This is a genomic window from Georgenia wangjunii, from assembly GCF_036421975.1.
In the GTDB taxonomy this organism is placed as follows: Bacteria; Actinomycetota; Actinomycetes; order Actinomycetales; family Actinomycetaceae; genus Georgenia_A; species Georgenia_A wangjunii.
Genome location: NZ_JAZGON010000003.1, coordinates 75,632 through 95,568, shown reverse-complemented (window position 1 = coordinate 95,568; position 19,937 = coordinate 75,632). Strand labels below are relative to the sequence as shown.

At 72.3% G+C, this 19,937-nt stretch carries 19 protein-coding genes; 10 read left to right on the top strand and 9 right to left on the bottom strand.

What is annotated here, in order from left to right:
* Positions 1-66: 66 nt before the first annotated feature.
* The 6 genes from V2J63_RS06605 to V2J63_RS06580 form a co-directional block, all read right to left on the bottom strand.
* The gene (locus V2J63_RS06605; RefSeq protein ID WP_491062222.1) at positions 67-5,286 is read right to left on the bottom strand and encodes a ThuA domain-containing protein; all 5,220 of its coding nucleotides are present in this window, start codon (positions 5,284-5,286) and stop codon (positions 67-69) included.
* Positions 5,287-5,602: 316 nt separating this feature from the next.
* Positions 5,603-6,469 carry a prenyltransferase gene (locus V2J63_RS06600; protein ID WP_331230222.1) on the bottom strand — a complete coding sequence of 289 codons (867 nt, stop codon included), beginning with the start codon at positions 6,467-6,469 and terminating at the stop codon, positions 5,603-5,605.
* Positions 6,466-6,885, bottom strand: a complete 420-nt coding sequence (locus tag V2J63_RS06595) for a lycopene cyclase domain-containing protein (RefSeq protein ID WP_331230221.1) — start codon at positions 6,883-6,885, stop codon at positions 6,466-6,468. The genes V2J63_RS06600 and V2J63_RS06595 overlap by 4 nt, the downstream gene beginning before the upstream one ends.
* Complete coding sequence (locus V2J63_RS06590) at positions 6,882-7,226, bottom strand: lycopene cyclase domain-containing protein (protein WP_331230220.1); 345 nt, start codon at positions 7,224-7,226, stop codon at positions 6,882-6,884. The genes V2J63_RS06595 and V2J63_RS06590 overlap by 4 nt, the downstream gene beginning before the upstream one ends.
* The gene (gene crtI / locus V2J63_RS06585) at positions 7,223-8,980 is read right to left on the bottom strand and encodes a phytoene desaturase family protein (RefSeq protein WP_331230219.1); all 1,758 of its coding nucleotides are present in this window, start codon (positions 8,978-8,980) and stop codon (positions 7,223-7,225) included. Before crtI ends, V2J63_RS06590 begins: the two co-directional genes overlap by 4 nt.
* Positions 8,977-9,867: a phytoene/squalene synthase family protein gene (locus V2J63_RS06580; RefSeq protein WP_331230218.1), complete on the bottom strand. Its 891-nt coding sequence runs from the start codon at positions 9,865-9,867 to the stop codon at positions 8,977-8,979. Before V2J63_RS06580 ends, crtI begins: the two co-directional genes overlap by 4 nt.
* Before the next feature lie 147 nt (positions 9,868-10,014).
* Between V2J63_RS06580 and V2J63_RS06575 the strand changes: the two genes are divergently transcribed.
* The 5 genes from V2J63_RS06575 (at position 10,015) to V2J63_RS06555 (ending at position 13,124) form a co-directional block, all read left to right on the top strand.
* Positions 10,015-10,740 carry a glycosyltransferase family A protein gene (locus V2J63_RS06575; RefSeq protein WP_331230217.1) on the top strand — a complete coding sequence of 242 codons (726 nt, stop codon included), beginning with the start codon at positions 10,015-10,017 and terminating at the stop codon, positions 10,738-10,740.
* Positions 10,737-11,336 carry a DUF2238 domain-containing protein gene (locus V2J63_RS06570; RefSeq protein WP_331230216.1) on the top strand — a complete coding sequence of 200 codons (600 nt, stop codon included), beginning with the start codon at positions 10,737-10,739 and terminating at the stop codon, positions 11,334-11,336. The genes V2J63_RS06575 and V2J63_RS06570 overlap by 4 nt, the downstream gene beginning before the upstream one ends.
* A gap of 279 nt (positions 11,337-11,615) precedes the next feature.
* Complete coding sequence (locus V2J63_RS06565; RefSeq protein ID WP_331230215.1) at positions 11,616-11,771, top strand: hypothetical protein; 156 nt, start codon at positions 11,616-11,618, stop codon at positions 11,769-11,771.
* Between the two features lie 101 nt (positions 11,772-11,872).
* On the top strand, positions 11,873-12,205 hold the full coding sequence (locus tag V2J63_RS06560) for a histone-like nucleoid-structuring protein Lsr2 (RefSeq protein WP_331230214.1): 333 nt from the start codon (positions 11,873-11,875) through the stop codon (positions 12,203-12,205).
* A 181-nt stretch (positions 12,206-12,386) separates the two neighbouring features.
* The gene (locus V2J63_RS06555) at positions 12,387-13,124 is read left to right on the top strand and encodes a phosphoglyceromutase (RefSeq protein ID WP_331230213.1); all 738 of its coding nucleotides are present in this window, start codon (positions 12,387-12,389) and stop codon (positions 13,122-13,124) included.
* A 98-nt stretch (positions 13,125-13,222) separates the two neighbouring features.
* Here the strand turns inward: V2J63_RS06555 and phoU are convergent, their stop codons facing one another.
* The gene (gene phoU, locus V2J63_RS06550) at positions 13,223-13,885 is read right to left on the bottom strand and encodes a phosphate signaling complex protein PhoU (RefSeq protein ID WP_331230212.1); all 663 of its coding nucleotides are present in this window, start codon (positions 13,883-13,885) and stop codon (positions 13,223-13,225) included.
* A gap of 154 nt (positions 13,886-14,039) precedes the next feature.
* Between phoU and V2J63_RS06545 the strand changes: the two genes are divergently transcribed.
* The 3 genes from V2J63_RS06545 (at position 14,040) to pstS (ending at position 17,090) form a co-directional block, all read left to right on the top strand.
* On the top strand, positions 14,040-15,245 hold the full coding sequence (locus tag V2J63_RS06545; RefSeq protein WP_331230211.1) for a sensor histidine kinase: 1,206 nt from the start codon (positions 14,040-14,042) through the stop codon (positions 15,243-15,245).
* Positions 15,242-15,931: a response regulator transcription factor gene (locus tag V2J63_RS06540; RefSeq protein WP_331230210.1), complete on the top strand. Its 690-nt coding sequence runs from the start codon at positions 15,242-15,244 to the stop codon at positions 15,929-15,931. Before V2J63_RS06545 ends, V2J63_RS06540 begins: the two co-directional genes overlap by 4 nt.
* Positions 15,932-16,001: 70 nt before the next feature.
* Positions 16,002-17,090: a phosphate ABC transporter substrate-binding protein PstS gene (gene pstS / locus V2J63_RS06535; protein WP_331230209.1), complete on the top strand. Its 1,089-nt coding sequence runs from the start codon at positions 16,002-16,004 to the stop codon at positions 17,088-17,090.
* 16 nt (positions 17,091-17,106) lie between these two features.
* On the opposite strand, the gene V2J63_RS06530 is transcribed toward pstS, so the two are convergent.
* On the bottom strand, positions 17,107-17,568 hold the full coding sequence (locus V2J63_RS06530) for a hypothetical protein (RefSeq protein WP_331230208.1): 462 nt from the start codon (positions 17,566-17,568) through the stop codon (positions 17,107-17,109).
* Positions 17,569-17,788: 220 nt separating this feature from the next.
* Between V2J63_RS06530 and V2J63_RS06525 the strand changes: the two genes are divergently transcribed.
* Together V2J63_RS06525 and ispD are read left to right on the top strand one after the other, a co-directional pair.
* Entirely contained in the window at positions 17,789-18,271 is a 483-nt protein-coding gene (locus tag V2J63_RS06525) for a CarD family transcriptional regulator (RefSeq protein ID WP_331230207.1), read from the top strand.
* A 29-nt stretch (positions 18,272-18,300) separates the two neighbouring features.
* Entirely contained in the window at positions 18,301-19,068 is a 768-nt protein-coding gene (ispD, locus tag V2J63_RS06520) for a 2-C-methyl-D-erythritol 4-phosphate cytidylyltransferase (protein WP_331230206.1), read from the top strand.
* A gap of 147 nt (positions 19,069-19,215) precedes the next feature.
* On the opposite strand, the gene V2J63_RS06515 is transcribed toward ispD, so the two are convergent.
* Positions 19,216-19,917, bottom strand: a complete 702-nt coding sequence (locus tag V2J63_RS06515; protein WP_331230205.1) for an RDD family protein — start codon at positions 19,915-19,917, stop codon at positions 19,216-19,218.
* Positions 19,918-19,937 lie beyond the last annotated feature (20 nt).

Here is a 19,937-nt window from a genome sequence, read left to right as displayed (position 1 = left end):
GTCGGTCCGGGACAACGCGAAGGCCCCTGGTCAGCCGAAGCTGACCAGGGGCCTCCGTCAGGTGGACTAGCCGCCGACCGTCATACGACGGGTGCGGACGGCGACCACGCCGGCCCCTGCGAGGAGGAGCATCCCCGCGATCGCGAGGAGGCCGATGTCGGCGCCGGTACGCGGCAGCTCAGAGCCGCCGCCGGTGCCGCCGGAACCGGAACCGGAGCCGGAACCGCTGCCGCCCGAACCGGAGCCGCTGCCGCCGGGACGACCGTCGGTGCCGTCCTGGCCGTTGTCGCCAGGCTGACCGGGGGTACCGGGCTCGCCAGGCTCACCGGGCTGGCCGGGCTCACCCGGGGTGCCGGGCTCGCCGGGCTCACCCGGGGTGCCGGGCTCGCCGGGCTCGCCGGGCTCGCCGGGCTCACCCGGGGTGCCGGGCTCGCCGGGCTCACCGGGCTCACCGGGCTCACCGGGCTCGCCAGGCTCACCGGGCTCACCGGGCTCGCCGGGCTCGCCGGGCTCGCCGGGCTCACCGGGCTCACCGGGCTCGCCAGGCTCACCGGGCTCGCCAGGCTCACCGGGCTCACCGGGCTCGCCAGGCTCACCGGGCTCGCCAGGCTCACCGGGCTCACCGGGCTCTTCACCGGGCTCACCATCGACGCGGAAGTAGTCGAACGTGACGGTCTGGTTCTCCGTCGAGGAGGTGCCGAGGGCGAAGAGCCCGACCCGGCCGCTGGCGGCGGCGGGAGCGTTGCTCACCGGCTCGAACGTCGTCCACTCGGTGCCGTCGGCGGAGTAGGAACCCGTGAACGTGTCACCGACCTTCTGCAGGCGCAGGTGCCACACGCCCTGCTCCACGTTCGCCGCAGGCTGCGGGCTCTGGATGGCGCCGCCAACCTCGCTGAGCACCTCCAGCCCGAGCGTCACTGCGCTCCCCGCGGCGTTCCGCGCGGCCACGTCGAACTTGATGTAGTTGTCGTCATCGACATAGACGATCAACCCGCCCTGCTCGTACTGCTGGTTCAGCGCGGAGGCGTCGACGACGGTCTCCACCATCCAGTCGCCGTCGAGCTGCTGGAGCACGAAGTTGCTCGGCGTGCCGTTGTCGGTCCCGTAGATGTCACCGGTGGTGGCATCGAGCTCGAGGTGGCCGTCGACGACCCGAAGGTGCTCGGGGTCGGGACGAACGACGTCCCAGCGGCAGTCGTCGAGGCTCGTGCCGACGAACTCGTCGCTCGGGGTCGACGCGGGCACGCTGTCGTCCGGCGTGATCGTGAAGTAGTCGAACGAGGCGTCGACCGGGGCCTGGGTGCGACCGCCGCCCTGCAGCGAGAGGAGGCCGATCTTCGGGTTCTCGATGCCGTCGAGCGACTTCGTCTCGGGCATGTCGGTGAACTCGACACCGTCAGCGCTGTACGACGAGACGAGGTTCTCCCCGTCGCTGGTGAAGCGCACCCACACCGTGCTGGGGTAGTCCGCGCCCACCGCAGCGGTGAGGGAGTCGCCGACCTCGTTGGGGGCGGCGTTCTCCTCGCGGATCAGCTGGAACACCCGAGAGGCCGGGTTCGGCCCGGCGGTGTCGCGCCCGGAGAAGACCATCTTGGCGTAGTTGTCGTCGTCGCCGTAGATGATGAGGCCGGCCTGCTGGTAGGCCTCAGAACCGGGCATGGTCACCTTGGTGGTGGCCGTGAACGGGCCGGAGGGCAGGTCCTGCAGGACGATGTTCGGCGCCCCGGCGTTGTCCGTGCCGTAGATGTCACTGGCGGCGGTCGGGATGACGAGGTGCCCGTCCTCGACCCGGAGGTCCTGGTTCCCGCGCACGACGGTCGTCCACCGGTCGGTGTCCAGCGCGTCGCCGGTGAAGTCGTCGGACCGGCCGGCGAAGCACTGCCCGGCCGTGGCCCGGACCGTGACGGCGACGGACGCCGTGGCGCTCGCTCCGCGAGCGTCGGTCACGGTGACGGTTGCCGTGTAGGCGCCCGCCGTCGTGTAGGTGTGCGATGCCGCGGCCGTGTCGGCCGTGGCGCCGTCCCCGAAGTCCCACGCGTACGTGAGCGGGGTGTCGTCGTCCGAGTCGGTCGCCGCGGCGGTGAAGTCCACCGTCAGCGGTGCCGGGCCCGTCGTCTCCGAGGTCGAGAGCGTGAGCACCGGGCTGGCGTTGTCCGTCACGCCCCGGCCCATGAACTCGACCCAGTTGATGTTGGCCTGGCCGCTCGTGATGACGAAGTAGAGCGGGCCGCTCTCCGTCGTGACGTCGTCGGGCAGCTCGAGGTCGTAGTTGCCCCACGCCTGCCAGCCGCCCGCCGGGATGGTGACGCTGCCGATCGACTCACCGTCGGGGGCGCCCGTCCGGATGTCGACGACGCCGCCGGGCTCGGAGGCCGCCCGCAGACGGATGCCGTCGATGCCCATGAGGTTGACCGGGTCGAAGGAGAACCAGTCGTCGACCTCGGCGAAGCCGATGTTCTGGCCACCGCCGGAGTCCGTGGTCTCCTCGACCTGCACGCCGGCGTCACCGGTGCTCGTCGAACCGGGCAGACGGCCCGTCTCGGCGAAGAACTCCGCCTCCTTCTGCTTGGGCTGGAGGAGGACGATCTCCTGGCTCGTGAGCGGGTCCACGCCGGGCGCGCCCTCGTCGGTGTAGGTCACCGTGATGATCCCGAAGATGTCGGCACCGATGTGACCGGTGTCGCCGTTGACGGGGATGGTGCCCTCGCACCCGCGGTACTGGGCGTACGGGTGGGCGTGCTCGTCGTGCCCGAGAGCCGGCTGCACGATGACGTTCTCGCAGTCGATCTCCCCGTCCTCGGGGTCGGTCACCGTCACGCTGTAGGCGATGACGTCACCGAAGCTGAAGAAGCCGCCGTTGGGCGGGCCGTTGACCGTGATCGTCGGGGCCGTGTTGCCCGCCGCGATCGGGATCGTGGCCGACGTCGCCGTCCCGGCTTCGTTGGTGACGGTGAGCGTGGCCGTGTAGTTGCCCGCGGTCGTGTAGGTGTGCGTCGGGTTGGCCTCCGTGGAGGTCGTGCCGTCGCCGAAGTCCCAGCTGATGGTGGCCTCGCCGCCGTCGGGGTCGCGCGACCCCTCGGAGCTGAAGCTCACCTCCAGCGGCACCGGGCCGGACGTGACGTCGGCTGCGGCGCTGGCAACGGGTGCACGGGAGCCGGACGTGTAGTCGATCCGGTAGACGCCGGAGTCGGCGTTGTTGCCGCCGAAGCCGGAGCCCCACTCGATCATGTACAGCGCGCCGTCGGCGCCCCACTCGAGGGCGTGCGGCCGGGCGAAGGACGTCGTCGGCAGGATCCGGTTGATGTCGACGACCTCGGTGGTGTCGTCGTTCATCTGGAAGGTGAAGAGCTTGCCGGTGTTCCACTCGGCGAAGGCGGCCTTGCCGTCGTAGTAGGCGGGCCACTTGCGGTCCGAGACGAGGTCCTCGTCGTAGACGTAGACCCCGCCGGCCATCGGTGCTCCGCCGCCGCTGCCGATCTCCGGGGCGTTGTTCCGCTGGCCGTTGTTCTGGTACCAGATGGTCGCGGGCACGGCCGGCGGCAGCTGGGTCATCCCGGTGTTGTGGGGCGAGTCGTTCGTCGCACCGTTCGCGCAGTCGAACGCGGGGCCCGACGTGCCCGTCGCGAAGTCGTACGAGCGATACGGCTCGTTCTCTCCGACGCAGTGGGGCCAACCGTAGTTGCCGGGCTCGTCGACGATGTTCCACTCGACCATGCCGGCCGGCCCACGGTTCGGGTTCGTGGAGCCGGAGTCCGGGCCGTAGTCGGCGACCAGCAGCGTGTCGGTGCGCGGGTCGAGGCCGATCTTGAACGGGTTACGGAAGCCCATCGCGAAGATCTCGGGGCGGGTCAGGTCGGTCCCGGGCGCGAAGAGGTTGCCCTCGGGGATCGTGGCGGTGCCGTCGTCCTGCGGGGTGATCCGCAGGATCTTGCCGCGCAGGTCGTTGGTGTTGCCCGACGTCCGCTGCGCGTCCCAGGCCGAACGGTCCGCACGCTCGTCGATCGGGCTGAAGCCGTCCGAGGCGAACGGGTTGGTGTTGTCACCGGTCGCGACGTAGAGGTTGCCCTCACCGTCGAACTGGAGAGCCCCACCGGCGTGGCAGCACTCGTCACGCTGGACCTCGACCTCGAGCAGGATCTGCTCGGTGGCGAGGTCGAGGGTGTCGCCCTCGAGGGTGAACCTCGAGACACGATCGGAGGTCGACCCCTGCGGGGAGAAGTAGAGGTACACCCAGCCGTTGTCGGCGAAGTCCGGGTCGAGCTCGATGCCCAGCAGGCCGAACTCCTGGACCTGGGTCACCGGGATCGTGGCGGCGGTGGTGGTGCCACCGTTGGGCTGCACGATCTGCACCCGGCCGTCACGCTCGACGAAGATGGTCCGGCCGTCGGGCGTCGGGGCCAGGTCCATCGGGTTCTGGGTGTTGAGGTCGAGGGCGACCTTGTCGAAGCTCGCCTCGAGGGAGGCGTTGCAGTCGGCAGGGACGACGCCGGCCGCGGTCTGCAGGCCCTCGAGGATGTGCTCGAGGAACGCCGGCTCGGCGAACGAGGCGTCGGTGTGCCCGCCACCGGTGTACCAGGAGCGGCCGCCGTCGTAGTCGTGGCACCAGGCGATGGGGTGGTCGTCGCCCATGGCGTTCCCGCCGGCGGTGTACGTGGACTCGTCGAGGGAGGCGAGGACGTGGACGTCACCGCGCGGGTTGTCCTGGAACGAGTACCACTCGTCGGTCCGGTCCCAGCGTGCGGGGAGGTGGTCGGTGGAGGGGTGTGCGGGGTCCTCGACGACGACGGTCGCGGCCGGCGTGCCGGGCGGGTGGCCCGAGAAGTAGGCACCGACGAGGTCGCCGTACCACTGCCAGTCGTACTCCGTGTCGCTCGCGGCGTGGATGCCCGCGTAGCCACCGCCGGCCTGGATGTACTCCTCGAAGGCGCTCTGCTGCGCCGCGTTGAGCACGTCACCCGTCGTGGAGAGCCAGACGACGACCTCGTACTGGGCGAGGTTCTCGGCGGTGAAGGCGCCGGCGTCCTCGGTCGCCGTCACGGTGAAGCCGTGGTCCTCCCCCAGCTGCTCGATCGCCGCGATGCCCGCGGGGATCGAGCTGTGCCGGAAGGCGGCCGTCTTGCTGAAGACGAGGGCGTCGAACTCCTCGGTCTGAACGGGCTCCGGGGGTGGGTCCACGGTGTCCGCGTGCGCGGTGCTCACCGCTACCGGGGCGAGGAGGGTGCTGGCGAGCAGCACTCCCGCGCCTCGGGTCAGCCATCGGCTGACGGGTCTCGAACGTCGAACCATGATTCTCCCTTGAATCTGCTGAACGGTCGGAGGATTGCCCGCCGCCGCTTTCGTCCGGGTGGGCAACGATCCGCGTCGTCGTCGACATCTGCGCCGTCGTCGACGGGCCATACCACCCGTGAGCGCGAGCCTAGGGAGGTTTGTTGCACGGGTCAACCAATGATCCATATCGCGACATGAACGTTCCGTGAGGTTCCGATGGCGCGGAGCAGGGTCCGTCATGACGGCACGCGGGACACGTGGCAGCGTGGCGGGCGTCGCGCGCCTCGGGTGTGCCCGAGCCGGTCGAGTCAGGTCCGCCCGAGCCAGAGTCGGGTCAGGCCCGCCAGGCCCAGATGAGCATCATCGTGACGAGGAACCCGACGGCGTAGTTCGCGCCGAGGAACTGGCGCCAGCCGCGGTTCGTGACGGCGGAGGCGGTGTCGGTCACGCTGCGGTGCGGCCAGAGGATGGCGAGGTAGGGCAGCACGAGCACCGCGGCGACGCGCCAGGGGGTGAGGAGGAGCAGCAGCCCGGCGCCCGCGTACGCCGCCATGGCGAGCCGGACGGTCGCGCGGGCTCCGAGGACGGTCGCGATCGAGGCGATGCCACCCTCGCGGTCCGCGTTGATGTCCTGGACGGCGCCGAACGCCTGGCTCGCCGCCCCCCAGAGGAAGAACGCCGCGAGCACGAGCCACACGTCGCGCCCGATGCCCTGCTCGGCGAGGACGAGGCCGTAGAGGGCAGGGGAGACGAAGTGGGTGCTCGACGTGAGGGAGTCGAGGACGGGCCGCTCCTTGAACCGCAGCCGCGGGGCGGAGTACGCGACGACGGCGAACAGCGAGAACGCGAGCACGAGCCACGACAGCGGTGAGCCGGCCGCGACGAGGTAGGCGACGAACGGGATGGGCAACGTGACCGAGGCGAGGAGGACGAGCCGGTGCCAGCGCTCGTCGAGCAGCGCGCCCTCGACCCCGCCCTTGCGCGGGTTGTTCTTGTCCGACTCGTAGTCGAAGACGTCGTTGATCCCGTACATGAGCAGGTTGTAGGGGATGAGGAAGAAGAGCGCCCCGATGACGAGCCGGACGTCCACCTCCCGCGTGCTCATGAGGTAGGCCGCGCCGAAGGGGAACGCGGTATTGATCCAGCTGAGCGGCCGAGAGGCGGCGGTGAGGCGGCCGACCGCGTCACGCACGCCGGTCATCGGGCACCTCCGGCCGGTCGACGGGCGCTGCCGCGTCCGCCGGCCCCACCGGGGGAACGATCCGCCCGCGCACCGTCGGCACCGTCGGCCCTGCGAGCGCCGACGTCGTCCCCCCGAGCCCCGCGCGGCGCGAGGAGGTGCCACAGAGCCGGCAGCGCGAGGGCCCCGGCGAGGGGGTAGGCGAAGTCCTCGACGGGCGCGCGCCCGACGCTCAGGCCCGACCGGCCCTCCGCGGAGTAGTCGAAGAGGCCGGCAGCGATCATGACGTTGTCGAAGACGGCGGTGAGCACGACGAGGACGACGACGGTCCCCGCCACCGCGGCGAGCCGGAGGCGGCCCGGGCGGCGCCACAGGCACAGGACGACCGCGGCGACGGCGACGGCGAGGAAGACGGCGTTGACGGCCGCGTACGTCATGGCGTGGCTCCCCGGCCCGCGTGGGCGCGGCGTGCCTCGACCAGCAGCGGCAGCCCCGCGTAGAGGTTCATCGTGAGGTAGCTGAGGAACGTGAGGAAGACGAGCTCCTCGACGGGCAGCTCCGGCGCGAGGAGGAGGCCGGTCATGTACGGGGTCTCGCCCCGGAAGAACAGGCCGAGGCTGATGCCCGCGACGTCCCACGCGAGGAAGAACGCCACGCCGGCGACGAGGACGAGCGCGGCTCGCCGCGCCGAGGCGAAGAAGAAGAGCCGGAAGCGCCGGTCGAGGAGCACCATGCACCCGGTCGAGGCGAGGAGGACGAGGAGGTAGACGACGCTCACGGCTCTCCCTCTCGCTCGCTACCGCCACGGGCCCTGAGCGGCTCCGCGAGGGGGCCGGTGGAGGTGTCCCCCCGCAGGCGCTTGAGGAGGATCTCCGCGCTGATGAGGCACATCGGCAGGCCGATGCCGGGGATGACGGTGCTCCCGGCGAAGTACAGCCCCGCCACCCGGCGGGAGGTGTTGCCGGCGCGGAGCATGGCGCTCTGCTGCAGCGTGTGGGCCAGGCCCAGGGCGTTGCCGCGCCACGTGCCGAGGTCGCCCGCGAAGTCCGCCGGCCCGACCGTCTTGCGCACGACGACGCGCTCGGCGAGGTCCGGGACACCCGCCCAGGCCGCGACCTGCGCGACGGCCGCGTCGGCGACCGCCTCGACCCAGGGGTCGCCGGCGCCGTCCTCGCCGCCGCCGCCGAGCCCCGGGTCCGCCGGCACGGGGACGAGGATGAAGACGTTCTCGTGCCCCGGTGGGGCGACGTCCGGGTCCGTGGCGCTGGGCCGGCACACGTAGAGCGACGTCGGGTCCGGGAAGGGCCCGGACGGCGTGCCCGCGCTCGGGAAGACGTGGTCGAACGAGCGCTGCCAGTCCTGGGTGAAGAACAGCGAGTGGTGCTCGAGCTCAGGCAGCGCGCCGGTGACCCCGAGGTAGACGAGGACGGCGCTCGGCCCGGGCGTGCGCCTGCTCCACCACCGGGGCGAGCGCGAGCGCAGCCGCGGCGGCAGGAGCTCCTGCTCGGTGTGGAAGAGGTCGGCGGTGGAGACGACGACGTCTGCCTCCACCCGGTGCACCTGCCCCGCGGCGTCGCGGTACTCCACGCCCGTCGCCCGGGCGCGCGTCCCGGCGCGCCGTAGCCGGCCCGCGAGCCGGTGCGCCGCGCGCGCCGCCGGCCCGGCCCCGGCACGGGCGCCGGGACCGTCGTCGGCGCCGCGCGCACCGTTGCCGGCGCCGCCCGCGGGCGTGGTCCGGACAGCCGTCACCCGCGCCCCGGTGCGCACGTCGACACCCTCGGCGCGCGCGAGGTCGGCGAGAGCCTCGATGAGCCGGGCGAAGCCGCCGCGTGGGTAGAGCACGGCGTCGGTGAGGTCGAGGTGGCTCATGAGGTGGTACATGCTCGGCGTGAGGCGCGGGGAGGACCCGAGGAAGACCGCGGGGTAGCCGAGGACCTGGCGCAGCCGGGTGTCGCGGAAGTCGCGCCCCACGCGCCGCTCGAGGGAGACGAGGAGCAGCCGCGCGAGCTCGGGGCCGCGCTGGAGCACGTCCCGCGTGAGCAGGGGCAGGTAGGAGGCGAAGCTCGTGTAGAGGAAGTACCGCTTGGCCATCTCGTACGTGTCCGCCGCCGAGTCGAGGTAGGCCTCGAGGCGCGCCCCCGCGCCGGGCTCGATCCGCTCGAAGAGCCCGACGGCGTCGGCGCGGTCGGAGCGGACGTCGAGCGGGTCGTGCTCCTCGAAGAACACCCGGTACGCCGGGTCGAGGGCGACGAGGTCGAGCTGTTCGGCCGCGCTCGAGCCGAGCAGCCGGAAGAAGTGGTCGAACACCTCCGGCATGAGGTACCAGGACGGGCCGGTGTCGAAGGCGAAGCCGTCGCTGCGCCACAGGCCCGCGCGCCCGCCGAGCTCCGCGCGCGCCTCGAGGAGGGTGACGGCGTATCCCTCTCGGCCGAGCAGGGCCGCGCTCGCGAGGCCGGCGATTCCGCCGCCGACGACGACGGCGCTGCGCCCGTTCCCGGGGCCGCCCTGGCCGGTTCCCGAGGCCCGGCTCACCGGCCGGCCCCGCCGGACCGCTCGGCGCGCGCGCGGGGGCGCGGCGTGAGAGCGGCGGCAGCGATCCGCGCCTTGACGGGGCCAGGCACCCGGACCCGGGCCCGGGTGAGCTCGGTCGCGGGCGTGTCGCGCAGCCGGCGGGCGAGCTCGGCGAAGAGCCCGTGAGCCACGCGCACGGCGCGCGCGCTCGTGGGCGGCAGGGCCTCCATCCCCGTGGCGGCGAGGACGAGGTCGGCGTCGATGTCCGCGAGGATGCGCTCCTTGTCCGCCTCGGTGAAGGCCCGCAGGTCCACCCCGGGGAAGTAGCTGCGGCCCAGGCGCTCGCCGTCGTCGGCGAGGTCACGAAGGAAGTTGATCTTCTGGAACGCGGCCCCCAGTGCCTGGGCGGACGGCGCGAGCTGGGCGTACCGCTCCTCGCGCCGGAAGGCCGGTTCGCCGGAGAGGAACACCCGCAGGCTCATGAGGCCGACCACCTCGGCGGAACCGTAGACGTAGGTCGCGAAGCTCTCGGCGTCGTGGTCCGCGCGGTCGAGGTCCATGCGCATCGAGGCGAAGAAGGGGGTGAAGAGATCGGCGCCGATGCCGACCTGCCGGGCGGTGAGGGCGAACGCGTGGACGAGGACGTTCGTGCTGTAGCCCGTTGCCACCGCGCTGACGACGTCCTCCTCGAGCAGGTCGAGGGCGCGCCGGCGGTCGCCCCCGGCCTCGGCGGCGGCCCCGTCGACCACCTCGTCGGCGAGGCGGACGAGGCCGTAGACGTTGCGGATGTGGGTGCGCTGGACGGTGGGGAGGGTCCGCGTCGCGAGGCCGAAGCTCGTCGAGTACGCCCGCACGACGGCGTCCGCGCAGCGTTGCGCGAGCGCGTCGTAGATGCCGAGCCGGGTCATCACCGCGTCCTCGGGCGGCCCGGGCCCGGGCACCGGTGCGCCCGTGCGCGGGCCGTGGCGACTTCGGAGATACTCACCGTGCTGAGTGTAGAGATCGGACGCCCGGGCGCTACCGGCGCGGCGGGCGGGACGTCACGGGGGAGGGCTGTGCTCACACTGTCGGTCGTCATCCCCGTCCGGGACGACGCGGTGGCGCTGGAGCGGTGCCTGCGCGCCCTCGGCGCCCAGGGCCATGCCCCGCTCGAGGTCGTCGTCGTCGACAACGCGTCGACCGACGGCAGCGCCGCCGTCGCCCTCCGGTACGGGGCGCGCGTCGTCCCCGAGCCGCGCGTGGGGATCCCCGCGGCCGCCGCCACCGGCTACGACGCCGCCCGCGGGGACGTCATCGTGCGCTGCGACGCGGACTCCGTCCCGCCGTCGGACTGGCTGTGGCGTATCCACCGCACCTTCACCGCCGAGCCCGGCCTGGTGGCGCTCACGGGGACCGGCACCTTCTACGACCTGCCGCCGCTGCGGTCGCGCGTGCTCACCGCGCTCTACCTGGGTTCTTTCTACGCCGCGACCCATCTCGCGCTCGGGCACACCCCGCTGTGGGGGTCGAACATGGCGTTGCGCGCCTCCTGCTGGTGGCGGGTCCGCGACGCCGTGCACCGCGACGACCCCGAGCTCCACGACGACATCGACCTCGCCTTCCAGCTCGCGCCGCAGGACCGTGCCCGCTTCGACCGGACGTTGAGCGTCGGGGTGTCCGCCCGATCGCTCGACCTCCGGGCCATGCCCCGCCGCTTCCGGCGAGCCGGGCGCACCCTCGCGCTCAACTGGCGCACCGCGCCCCCGTGGGAGCGGTGGGCCAGACGATGGCGGCTGGCGTGACCCGGCCGTTCGCCCTCGCCGCCGACGGCGCGCGGCTCGTCGGGGTCGGCAGCGTCGTCGTCGCGCTCATCAGCTTCGACGGGATCGCCGTGGCCGTCTTCGCGCTCGTCCTCCTCGGCCTCGTGCTCGCCCGCGTCATCTCCCTGACGCCGGGCCTCGACCTCGCCGTCGGCGCGAGTGTCCTCGTGGCCGGCTGGAGCAGCGTCCTCGGGCTCTACGAGGCCATCGGCTGGTGGGACCTGGCCGTCCACCTCCTGTGCACCGGCGCGATCGCGGCCCTCGCCGTCGCGGTGAGCGCGCGCACCCTCGGCATGCCGCCGCCCCCCGGCTCGCCGGGCTGGCGCACCGGCGTGGTCGTGCTCGCCACAACGGCCGGACTGGCCCTCAGCGTGCTCTGGGAGATGGGTGAGTGGGCAGGTCACACCTATCTCGACAGCTCCATCAACGTCGGTTATGCCGATACCCTCTCCGACCTTGCGGCGGGTGGGCTCGGGGCGGCCGTGGCCGGTGCAGTAATTGCCGCCCGCGGTTCTCTTCCCGTCCGCGCGCGACCACGACCGCCGGTGCGCGCCGAGGCCCGATCGACCGGCTCTTGATGCGGCACCCAGGTTCATGGTGTATCGCGTCGGCGCCCAGGCGCGTTTTGCGCGCGGCGCACGAAATCCCGGTTGCACGGCACGTAAATCGACAAATGACTATGAACGTGCCCGTGCGCGCGTCGCCGCACCCCGCCGGGACGGGGCTGCGCCGCGGACGAGAACCCTCGGGTGCGGGGCAGGCGGGCGGGGACGGGAAGCGTTGCCGGGTGCGGCTGGCGGGCTGAAGTGGTTCCCCTTCGGCCGGGGTGCGGGTCAGGCGGCGCGTACGATAGCGGGGTGGACAACCTCGTTGCGCTCGTCCCGTCCCTCGGGGTCGGCATTCTCTTCTTCTTCGCTATGCGCGCCATCGTGCACGCCGATCGGAGGGAACGTGAGGCCGTCCGTCGCGCGGAAGCAGAAGAGGCGCGTTCGCGCGTGCCGCGTGACAATTAGCGCCCGAGCATTTAGGCTCATGCTCGATCGCTAATCTGACGGGATTGGAAGGTTGCATGAAGGTCCCGCCGGTGAGGCACACCACAGGAAAGAGGAAGAGCATGGCGCAAAAGGTCCAGGTCACACTTGTCGATGACATCGACGGTACGAAGGCGGACGAGACCATCTCCTTCAGCCTCGACGGAGCCTCCTACGAGATCGACCTGACCCGCGAGCACGCCACGGCGCTGCGCGAGTCCTTCGCCGAGTGGATCGGCCACGCCCGGCGCTCGGGCGGGCGCAAGGCCCCGGCTCGTCGTCGCTCCACCGGCGGCGGCGCCACGGACTCTGACGCGGGCAAGATCCGCGAGTGGGCCCGTGCGAACGGCTACACCGTCTCCGAGCGGGGCCGTATCTCGGCCGAGGTCCGTGAGGCGTACGCGAAGGCGAACTGACGCAGTAACAGCTCTGAGCACGCCCGGGCGGCCGGGGTCCCATGACGGGGCCCCGGCCGTCGGTGCGTGAGGGGCGGGCCGGGCGGGACGCAGAGGTGCCGGCTTGGCTGCCGCGCCGACGATCGGCTCGTGCTCCGAACGTCCCCGTGCCCTCTCGGGGGGATGCGGCAAGATAGGTGCCATGACCTACACCCTCGTACTGCTCCGCCACGGCGAGAGCGAATGGAACGCGAAGAACCTCTTCACCGGATGGGTGGACGTCCCACTCTCGGAGAAGGGCACCGAGGAGGCCAAGCGCGCCGGTCAGCTGCTCATGGACGCGGGGATCAGCCCGGACGTCCTGCACACGTCGCTGCTGCGCCGGGCCATCTCGACGGCGAACCTCGCGCTCGACGCCGCGGACCTGCACTGGCTGCCCGTCAAGCGCCACTGGCGCCTCAACGAGCGCCACTACGGCGCGCTGCAGGGCAAGAACAAGAAGGAGATCCGCGACGAGTACGGCGAGGAGCAGTTCATGCTCTGGCGCCGCTCCTACGACGTCCCGCCGCCCCCCATCGAGCCGGGGTCCGAGTTCTCGCAGGACGCCGATCCCCGCTATGCGGGGGAGCCGATCCCGGCGAGCGAGTGCCTCAAGGACGTCCTCGACCGCGCGCTTCCCTACTGGGACGCCGAGATCGTCCCGGACCTCAAGGCCGGCAAGACCGTCCTCGTCGCGGCGCACGGAAACTCGCTGCGCGCGATCATCAAGCACCTGGACAACATCGACGACGACACGATCTCCGGGCTCAACGTCCCCACGGGCATCCCGCTGCTCTACGAGCTCGACGAGGATCTGCGCCCCACGACCCCCGGTGGCCGCTACCTCGACCCCGAGGCCGCGGAGGCCGCCATCAACGCCGTGGCGAACCAGGGCAAGTAACCGTCTGTACACGACCGACGGCCCCGCGGAGAGATCCGCGGGGCCGTCGCTGCGTCTACGGCTGCAGGAGCGGGCGTGCCGCCTCCCGCTGCGCGGGTTCAGCTGTCGTAGGCGACTGAGTTGCTGAGGTCCCCGGTGACGAGGAAGGAGATGCGCCGCGCGACCGAGACGCCGTGGTCGCCGAACCGCTCGAAGTAGCGGCCGAGGAGCACGCCGTCGATGAGCTCCTGCTTCGTCATCTCTGTCGCCGGGTCGAGCATGATCCGGAACGTCTCGCGGTGGAGGTTGTCGAGGGCGTCGTCGTCGCGCTCGACCCCGGCGGCCTGGGCGAGGTCGCGGGTGCCGAGCAGCTCGGTGACCTGCAGTGCCACCTTCGTGGCCGCCTCACCCATCTGGTCGAAGATCTCGGCCATGTCCGCGCTCGGCGCGGTCTCGGGGTAGCGGCCCCGCGCGATGTAGGCGATGTGGCGGGCGAGGTCGCCCATCCGCTCGAGCGTCGCCGAGAGCCGGAGCGCGGTCACGACGACGCGCAGGTCGGTCGCCACCGGCTGCTGGCGCGCCAGGAGGGAGACACACTGCTCGTCCAGGGTCCGCTCGACCTCGTCGATCTGCTCGTCGGCCTGGATGACCTGCTCCGCCAGCTCGAGGTCCGCCGTGCGCAGCGCCGTGGAGGCGCTGCTGATCGCGTGGTGGACGAGTCGACTCATCTGCTGGAGGTCCTCGCCGATCTGCTCCAGCTCCTGCTTGAAGATCTGCCGCACCGGTGCGCTCCTTGCTGCTCGTCCGCGTGGCCTGTTCCACCTCCACCGTAACGTTCCACAGGTTGATGAACGAGCGGTGACGTGCGGGCGAACGTCCGGGGATCGCCGTGGTCGTCGGTACATACCCGCCGCGCGGACCCTTACCCTCGCAAGTGTGAACGGTTCATGGCCGCTCGTGCTCGCGGCGCTGGTCGGGCTCCTCCTCGGTGCCGGCGCGATGGTGCTGCTCCGCCGCCGGGCGGACGCGCGGGCCACGCCGCAGGCGCCGGACGGTCCCGTCAGCGCGGACGCCGACGCGGTGCTGCGCGCCCTGCGCTCGAGCGTCGTCCTCCTCGACGAGGACGACGCCGCGCTCCGGGCCAGCCCCTCGGCGTTCGGGCTCGGGCTCGTCCGTGGCGGCTACCTCGCGCCCGGCCCCGTCCTCGACATGGTCGCGCGGGTGCGCCGCTCGGGCGACGTCGAGGACCGTGAGCTCACCGTCCCACGGGGGCCACTGCCCGGCTCGGGTGTCCTCATCCTCCAGGTCCGCGTCACCCCGCTCGGCGAGGACCGGGTGCTCGTCGCGGCGGACGACCACACAGCGGCGCGGCGGCTCGACCAGATGCGGCGGGACTTCGTCGCGAACGTCTCCCACGAGCTCAAGACCCCCGTCGGAGCGATCGCGCTCCTCGCGGAGACGGTCCACGACGCCGCTGACGAGCCGGCCACGGTCAAGCACTTCGCCTCCCGCATGAAGCGCGAGGCGCGCCGTCTCACGACGCTCGTCCAGGAGATCATCGACCTCTCGCGCCTCCAGGAGCCGGACGCCCTCGTCGACTCGGTGCTCGTCGACATCGACGACGTCGTCATCGAGGCCGCGGACCGCGTGCGGGTCGAGGCCGAGGCGAACGAGATCGTCCTGACGGTGGGCGGCCAGAAGGGGCTGCGCGTCTACGGCGACCCGGACCTGCTCACCACGGCCGTGCGCAACCTCCTCGACAACGCCATCCGGCACTCCCGTCCTGCCACCCGGGTCTCGGTGGGGGTCGTCGGTCGCGACGAGAGCGTGCGCATCGCCGTCGTCGACCAGGGCGAGGGGATCTCGAAGGAGAACCAGAGCCGGATCTTCGAGCGGTTCTTCCGGGCGGACCCGGCCCGTGCCCGCAAGACCGGGGGCTCGGGCCTCGGCCTGAGCATCGTCAAGCACATCGCGGCGGACCACGGCGGCGAGGTGTCCGTGTGGTCGCTGCCCGGCAAGGGCTCGACCTTCACGCTCACCATCCCGCGAGCCGCGGAGGAGGACGCCGCCGACCTGGCGCCGCCGTCCGCCGGGGCCGAGCCGGCCCAAGCCGTTCCTGAGGACGAAGGAGATCGACGATGACCACCATCCTGCTGGTCGAGGACGAGGAGTCCTACCGCGAGCCGCTGACGTTCCAGCTCGAGCGCGACGGGTTCGACGTCGTCGCCGTCGACGACGGGCTCGCGGCGCTCGTCGCCTACGACCGGTCCGGCCCGGACCTCGTCCTCCTCGACGTCATGCTCCCCGGGATGTCCGGCACCGAGGTGTGCCGCGCCCTGCGCACGCGGGGGAACGTGCCGGTCATCATGCTCACCGCGAAGGACAGTGAGATCGACAAGGTCGTCGGGCTCGAGCTCGGCGCGGACGACTACGTGACGAAGCCCTACTCCTACCGCGAGCTCGTGGCGCGGGTCCGTGCCGTCCTGCGGCGCGGGAGCAGCGAGGAGGCGGGCGGGGAGACCGGCCAGCTCGTCGTCGGCGACATCCGCATGGACGTCAACCGGCATGAGGTGGAGGTCGGCGGGAGGCCCGTACCGATGCCGCTGCGGGAGTTCGAGCTGCTCGAGGTGTTCCTGCGCAACCCCGACCACGTCCTCACCCGCGGCCAGCTCATCGAACGGGTCTGGGGCGCGGACTACGTCGGGGACACGAAGACCCTCGACGTCCACGTCAAACGCCTGCGCGCGAAGATCGAGGCCGAGCCGTCGAGCCCGACGCTCCTGCTCACGGTGCGCGGGCTCGGCTACCGGCTCGTCACCCCCGCGTAGCCGCGGTGGGGCCGGGTGCCCCTCGACGCTAGCCTGGCGTCTGGACCAGGCTGGACGACGAGGGGAACCCATGAGCGAGAAGCGCGCCGGCACCCGGCGGCTGGGTGCGGTGATGGCGGCGGGGACGGCGGTCCTCGGTCTCGCCTCGTGCGCGTCGGGCACGGCGAGCGTCGCCGGCGCGGGCGCCTCCTCGCAGGAGATCGCGATGCAGGCGTGGATGGCCGGCTTCTACGAGCAGAACCCGGACGTCCTCGTCTCCTACGACCCGACGGGATCGGGAGCGGGGCGCGAGATGTTCATCAACGGTGCCGTGCAGTTCGCCGGGTCCGACGCCGCCCTGGACGACGCCGAGCTCGACGCGGCGACCGAGCGTTGCTCCGGCGGTGACGTCATCGAGCTGCCCCTGTACATCTCCCCGATCGCCGTCGCGTACAACCTTCCCGACCTCGACGTGCCGCACGTCAATCTCACCCCCGAGGTCATCGCCGCGATCTTCAACGGGGAGGTCGAGCGCTGGGACGACCCGGCGATCGCCGCGACGAACCCCGGGGTGGCGCTGCCCGACCTCGCCGTCGTCCCCGTCAACCGCTCCGACGACTCGGGCACGACGGAGAACTTCACGGAGTACCTCGCGGCCGCCGGGGGAGACGCGTGGCCGCACGAGCCGAGCGGGACGTGGCCGCGCTCGGGCACCCAGTCGGGCGCCCAGAACGCCGGTGTCGTCTCGACGCTCGAGGGGGCCGCCGGCACCATCGCCTACGTCGACGCCTCCCAGGTCACCGAAGCCCTCGGGACCGTCGCCGTCGGCGTCGGTGACGAGTTCGTCCCGTTCTCCCCGGAGGCAGCGGCGACCGTCGTCGACGTCTCCCCGCCCGCGGAGGGTGCCACGGACCTGCGGCTGACGATCGACCTCGCGCACGACACGGACGAGGCCGGGGCGTACCCGGTCGTCCTCGTCTCCTACACGATCGCCTGCAGCCGCTACGACGAGGAGCAGGCCGAGGGGATCGCCGCCCTCCTCACCTACATCGCGAGCGAGGAAGGGCAGGCCCTGGCGGCCCGCCCGGACGTCGCCGGCTCGGCGCCGATCTCGCAGGACCTGCGCGAGCGGGTCATGGCGGCGGTCGGTCAGATCTCCGCGGCCACCGACGCCGGCTGAGGCCGGCGCGGGCCCGTCAGGGCACGAACTCCGCGTACCCGGACAGGGTGCCGTCGAGCACGGGGACGGGCGCCGTGACGGCGCCGTGCGTGGCGGTCGAGATCGTCGCCTGCGTCACCGAGCCGGGGGCGTCGGGCACGGCGGCGAGCTCGACGTCGTCGTCGACGCCGAGAGCGACGCGCTCGCGGGCGGGTACGCGGACGCTCACCCGCTCGTCGGCGACGATGAGCGAGAACTCGACGTCCTCCGTGGTGTCGTTGACGAGGGCACCGAGCAGGACCCCCTCGGCGCCCTGCTCCTCCGTGAGGATCATGAGGTTCTCGCCGCGGACGAGCTCGGTGACCTCCACCCGGATGCCGTCGCTGGCCGAGTACGGCTCCAGCGTCTGGACCGGGGTGCCCAGCGCGCACCCGGTGGTGACGAGCGCCGCGGCGCCGAGGACGGCCGCGGCGAGCGGGCGGCGGGCGGTGCGGGTCAAGGCGGGTCTCCTTCGTCGAAGCCGGTGGGCGTCGAGTGCAGGGTACCGGCCCGCGGCGCGCAGCGCCGATGTCGCCGGGGACCGGGCACATACCTCCCCCGGCACCGCGCGGGGGTGGACGCAGCGGCACCCAGCGCGGGACAATGACCTTCACAACCGCAGAATGACGCCATTTTGGCGTGGTAGACTGGGCTCTTCCCGACCAAGGAGTACCCCCACCATGACCTTCAATGTCGGTGAGACTGTCGTCTACCCGCACCACGGAGCAGCCCTTATCGAGGCCGTCTCGAAGAAGGTCATCAGAGGTGAGGAGAAGCTCTACCTCCGCCTCCGTGTGGCACAGGGCGACCTGACGATCGAGGTCCCGGCGGACAACGTCGACCTCGTCGGTGTGCGCGACGTCGTCGGCCGTGAGGGCCTGGAGAAGGTCTTCGACGTGCTCCGTGCGCCGTACACGGAGGAGCCGACCAACTGGTCGCGCCGGTACAAGGCGAACGTCGAGAAGATCGCCTCCGGCGACGTCATCAAGGTCGCCGAGGTCGTCCGTGACCTCTCCCGCCGCGACGCCGACCGCGGCCTGTCCGCCGGTGAGAAGCGCATGCTCGCCAAGGCCCGGCAGATCCTCGTCTCCGAGCTGGCGCTCGCCGAGCACACGGAGGAGGACAAGGCCGAGGCCATCCTCGACAACGTCCTCGCCTCCTGACCGCTCCCCAGGGCCACCGGGCGGTCCGCGTGGTCAGCGGCGCCGTGCTCACGGCGGCTGGCTCGGGCACGCGGCTCGGCCATGCCCGGCCGAAGGCGCTGGTCGAGCTCGACGGTGAGCCGCTCGTCCTCCGTGCCGCCCGTGCGCTGGCGGCCTCCGGCTGCGTGGCGCACGTCGTCGTCACCGCACCGGTCGACCACGCCTGCGACGTCGCCGCCCTCTTCCCGGCGGCGGCCGGTGCTGTTCGCGGTACCGAGACGCCCGGGGTGATCCACTCCGGGACCGTTCCGGGGACGGACGTGCCGGTCACCGTCGTCGTCGGCGGCTCGACGCGCCAGGCCTCGGTCGCCGCGGGGCTGACCGCCCTCCCGGACGACGTCGACGTCGTCCTCGTCCACGACGCGGCCCGGGCGCTCGCCACCCCGGAGCTCGTGCGGCGGGTCGTGGACGCCGTGCGCGCGGGTCACCGGGCCGTCGTGCCCGCCGTGCCCGTGAGCGACACGATCAAGGAGGTCGACGTCGGTTCCGCGGACGGTGGCGGTGCGCCGGTCCGCCGCACCCTCGACCGCGCCGTCCTGCGGGCGGTCCAGACGCCCCAGGGGTTCGACCGCGCCCAGCTCGAGGCCGCCCACGCGGCGGGCCTCGCACGCGCGGCGGACGAGGGGCTCGCCGCCTCCGACGACGCGGGGCTCGTGGAGGCGATGGGGGAGCCGGTGTGGGTCGTCCCCGGCGAGGTCGTCGCCATGAAGATCACGACGCCGCTCGACCTCGCGCTCGCCGAGCTCCTTCTGCGCTGACCCGGGCGCCCGAGCGCCCGGGCGCGGTTCCTGCGACGAGGCGCGGCGCCGGGCCGGACGCCGTGCGCGACGGGCGAGCAGTGACGTCACGGACCGGGGAGGGCCCCACCGCCCGTGGAGGCCCTCGCCGGTCTGCGCGGTCGTCGGTCAGGACGTGCGGACGACCGTCGTGCCTCCGGCGAACCGGTCGTGCCAGCCCTGGCGGCGCGCCGGGTCGTTGTTGATGGTCACAGCGATGAAGATCCCTGCCGCTAGCTGGGCTAGGCCACCGATGAAGCCGCCCACGAACGGGATGACGTTGAGGATGCCCAGCGCCGTCCACGCGTTGCGCTGGAGCGCCTCCTGCATCGTGGGCCGCCCGCCGGCGGCGCCGCGCACCTCGAGGTTCATGACCATCTTGCCGATGGTCTTGCCCTGCTTCGACTCCATGAGCGAGAAGTAGGCGAGGTAGAGCACCGCGGACAGCACGGCACTGACCGCAGTGGCGCCCCAGTTGTCCGTCACGACGACACCGAAGCCACCCTCGGTCCCCATGATGAGGCCGAGGAGAACGACGGTGACGAGGAGCCAGATGACGAGCGCGACGATGATGAAGTCGATGAGGCGTGCGAGGAAGCGCGGCATGAGGTCGGCGGGGCGACCGGCCTGCGCACCGGCGAAGGGTGCCGGCTGGGCGTGGGGAGGCTGCTGGCCGTACGGCTGCTGGCCGTAGCCCGGCTGCTGGCCGTAGCCCTGGGGAGGGGGCGGCGGCTGCTGGCCGTAGCCGGGAGGAGGCGGCGGGTTCGGGTGGCCGTTGTGCTGGGGCGGCCCGCCGGGCCCCGGGCCTGCGGGCCAGTTCTGGTCGCTCATGGTGAGGCCTCTCGTTGGGG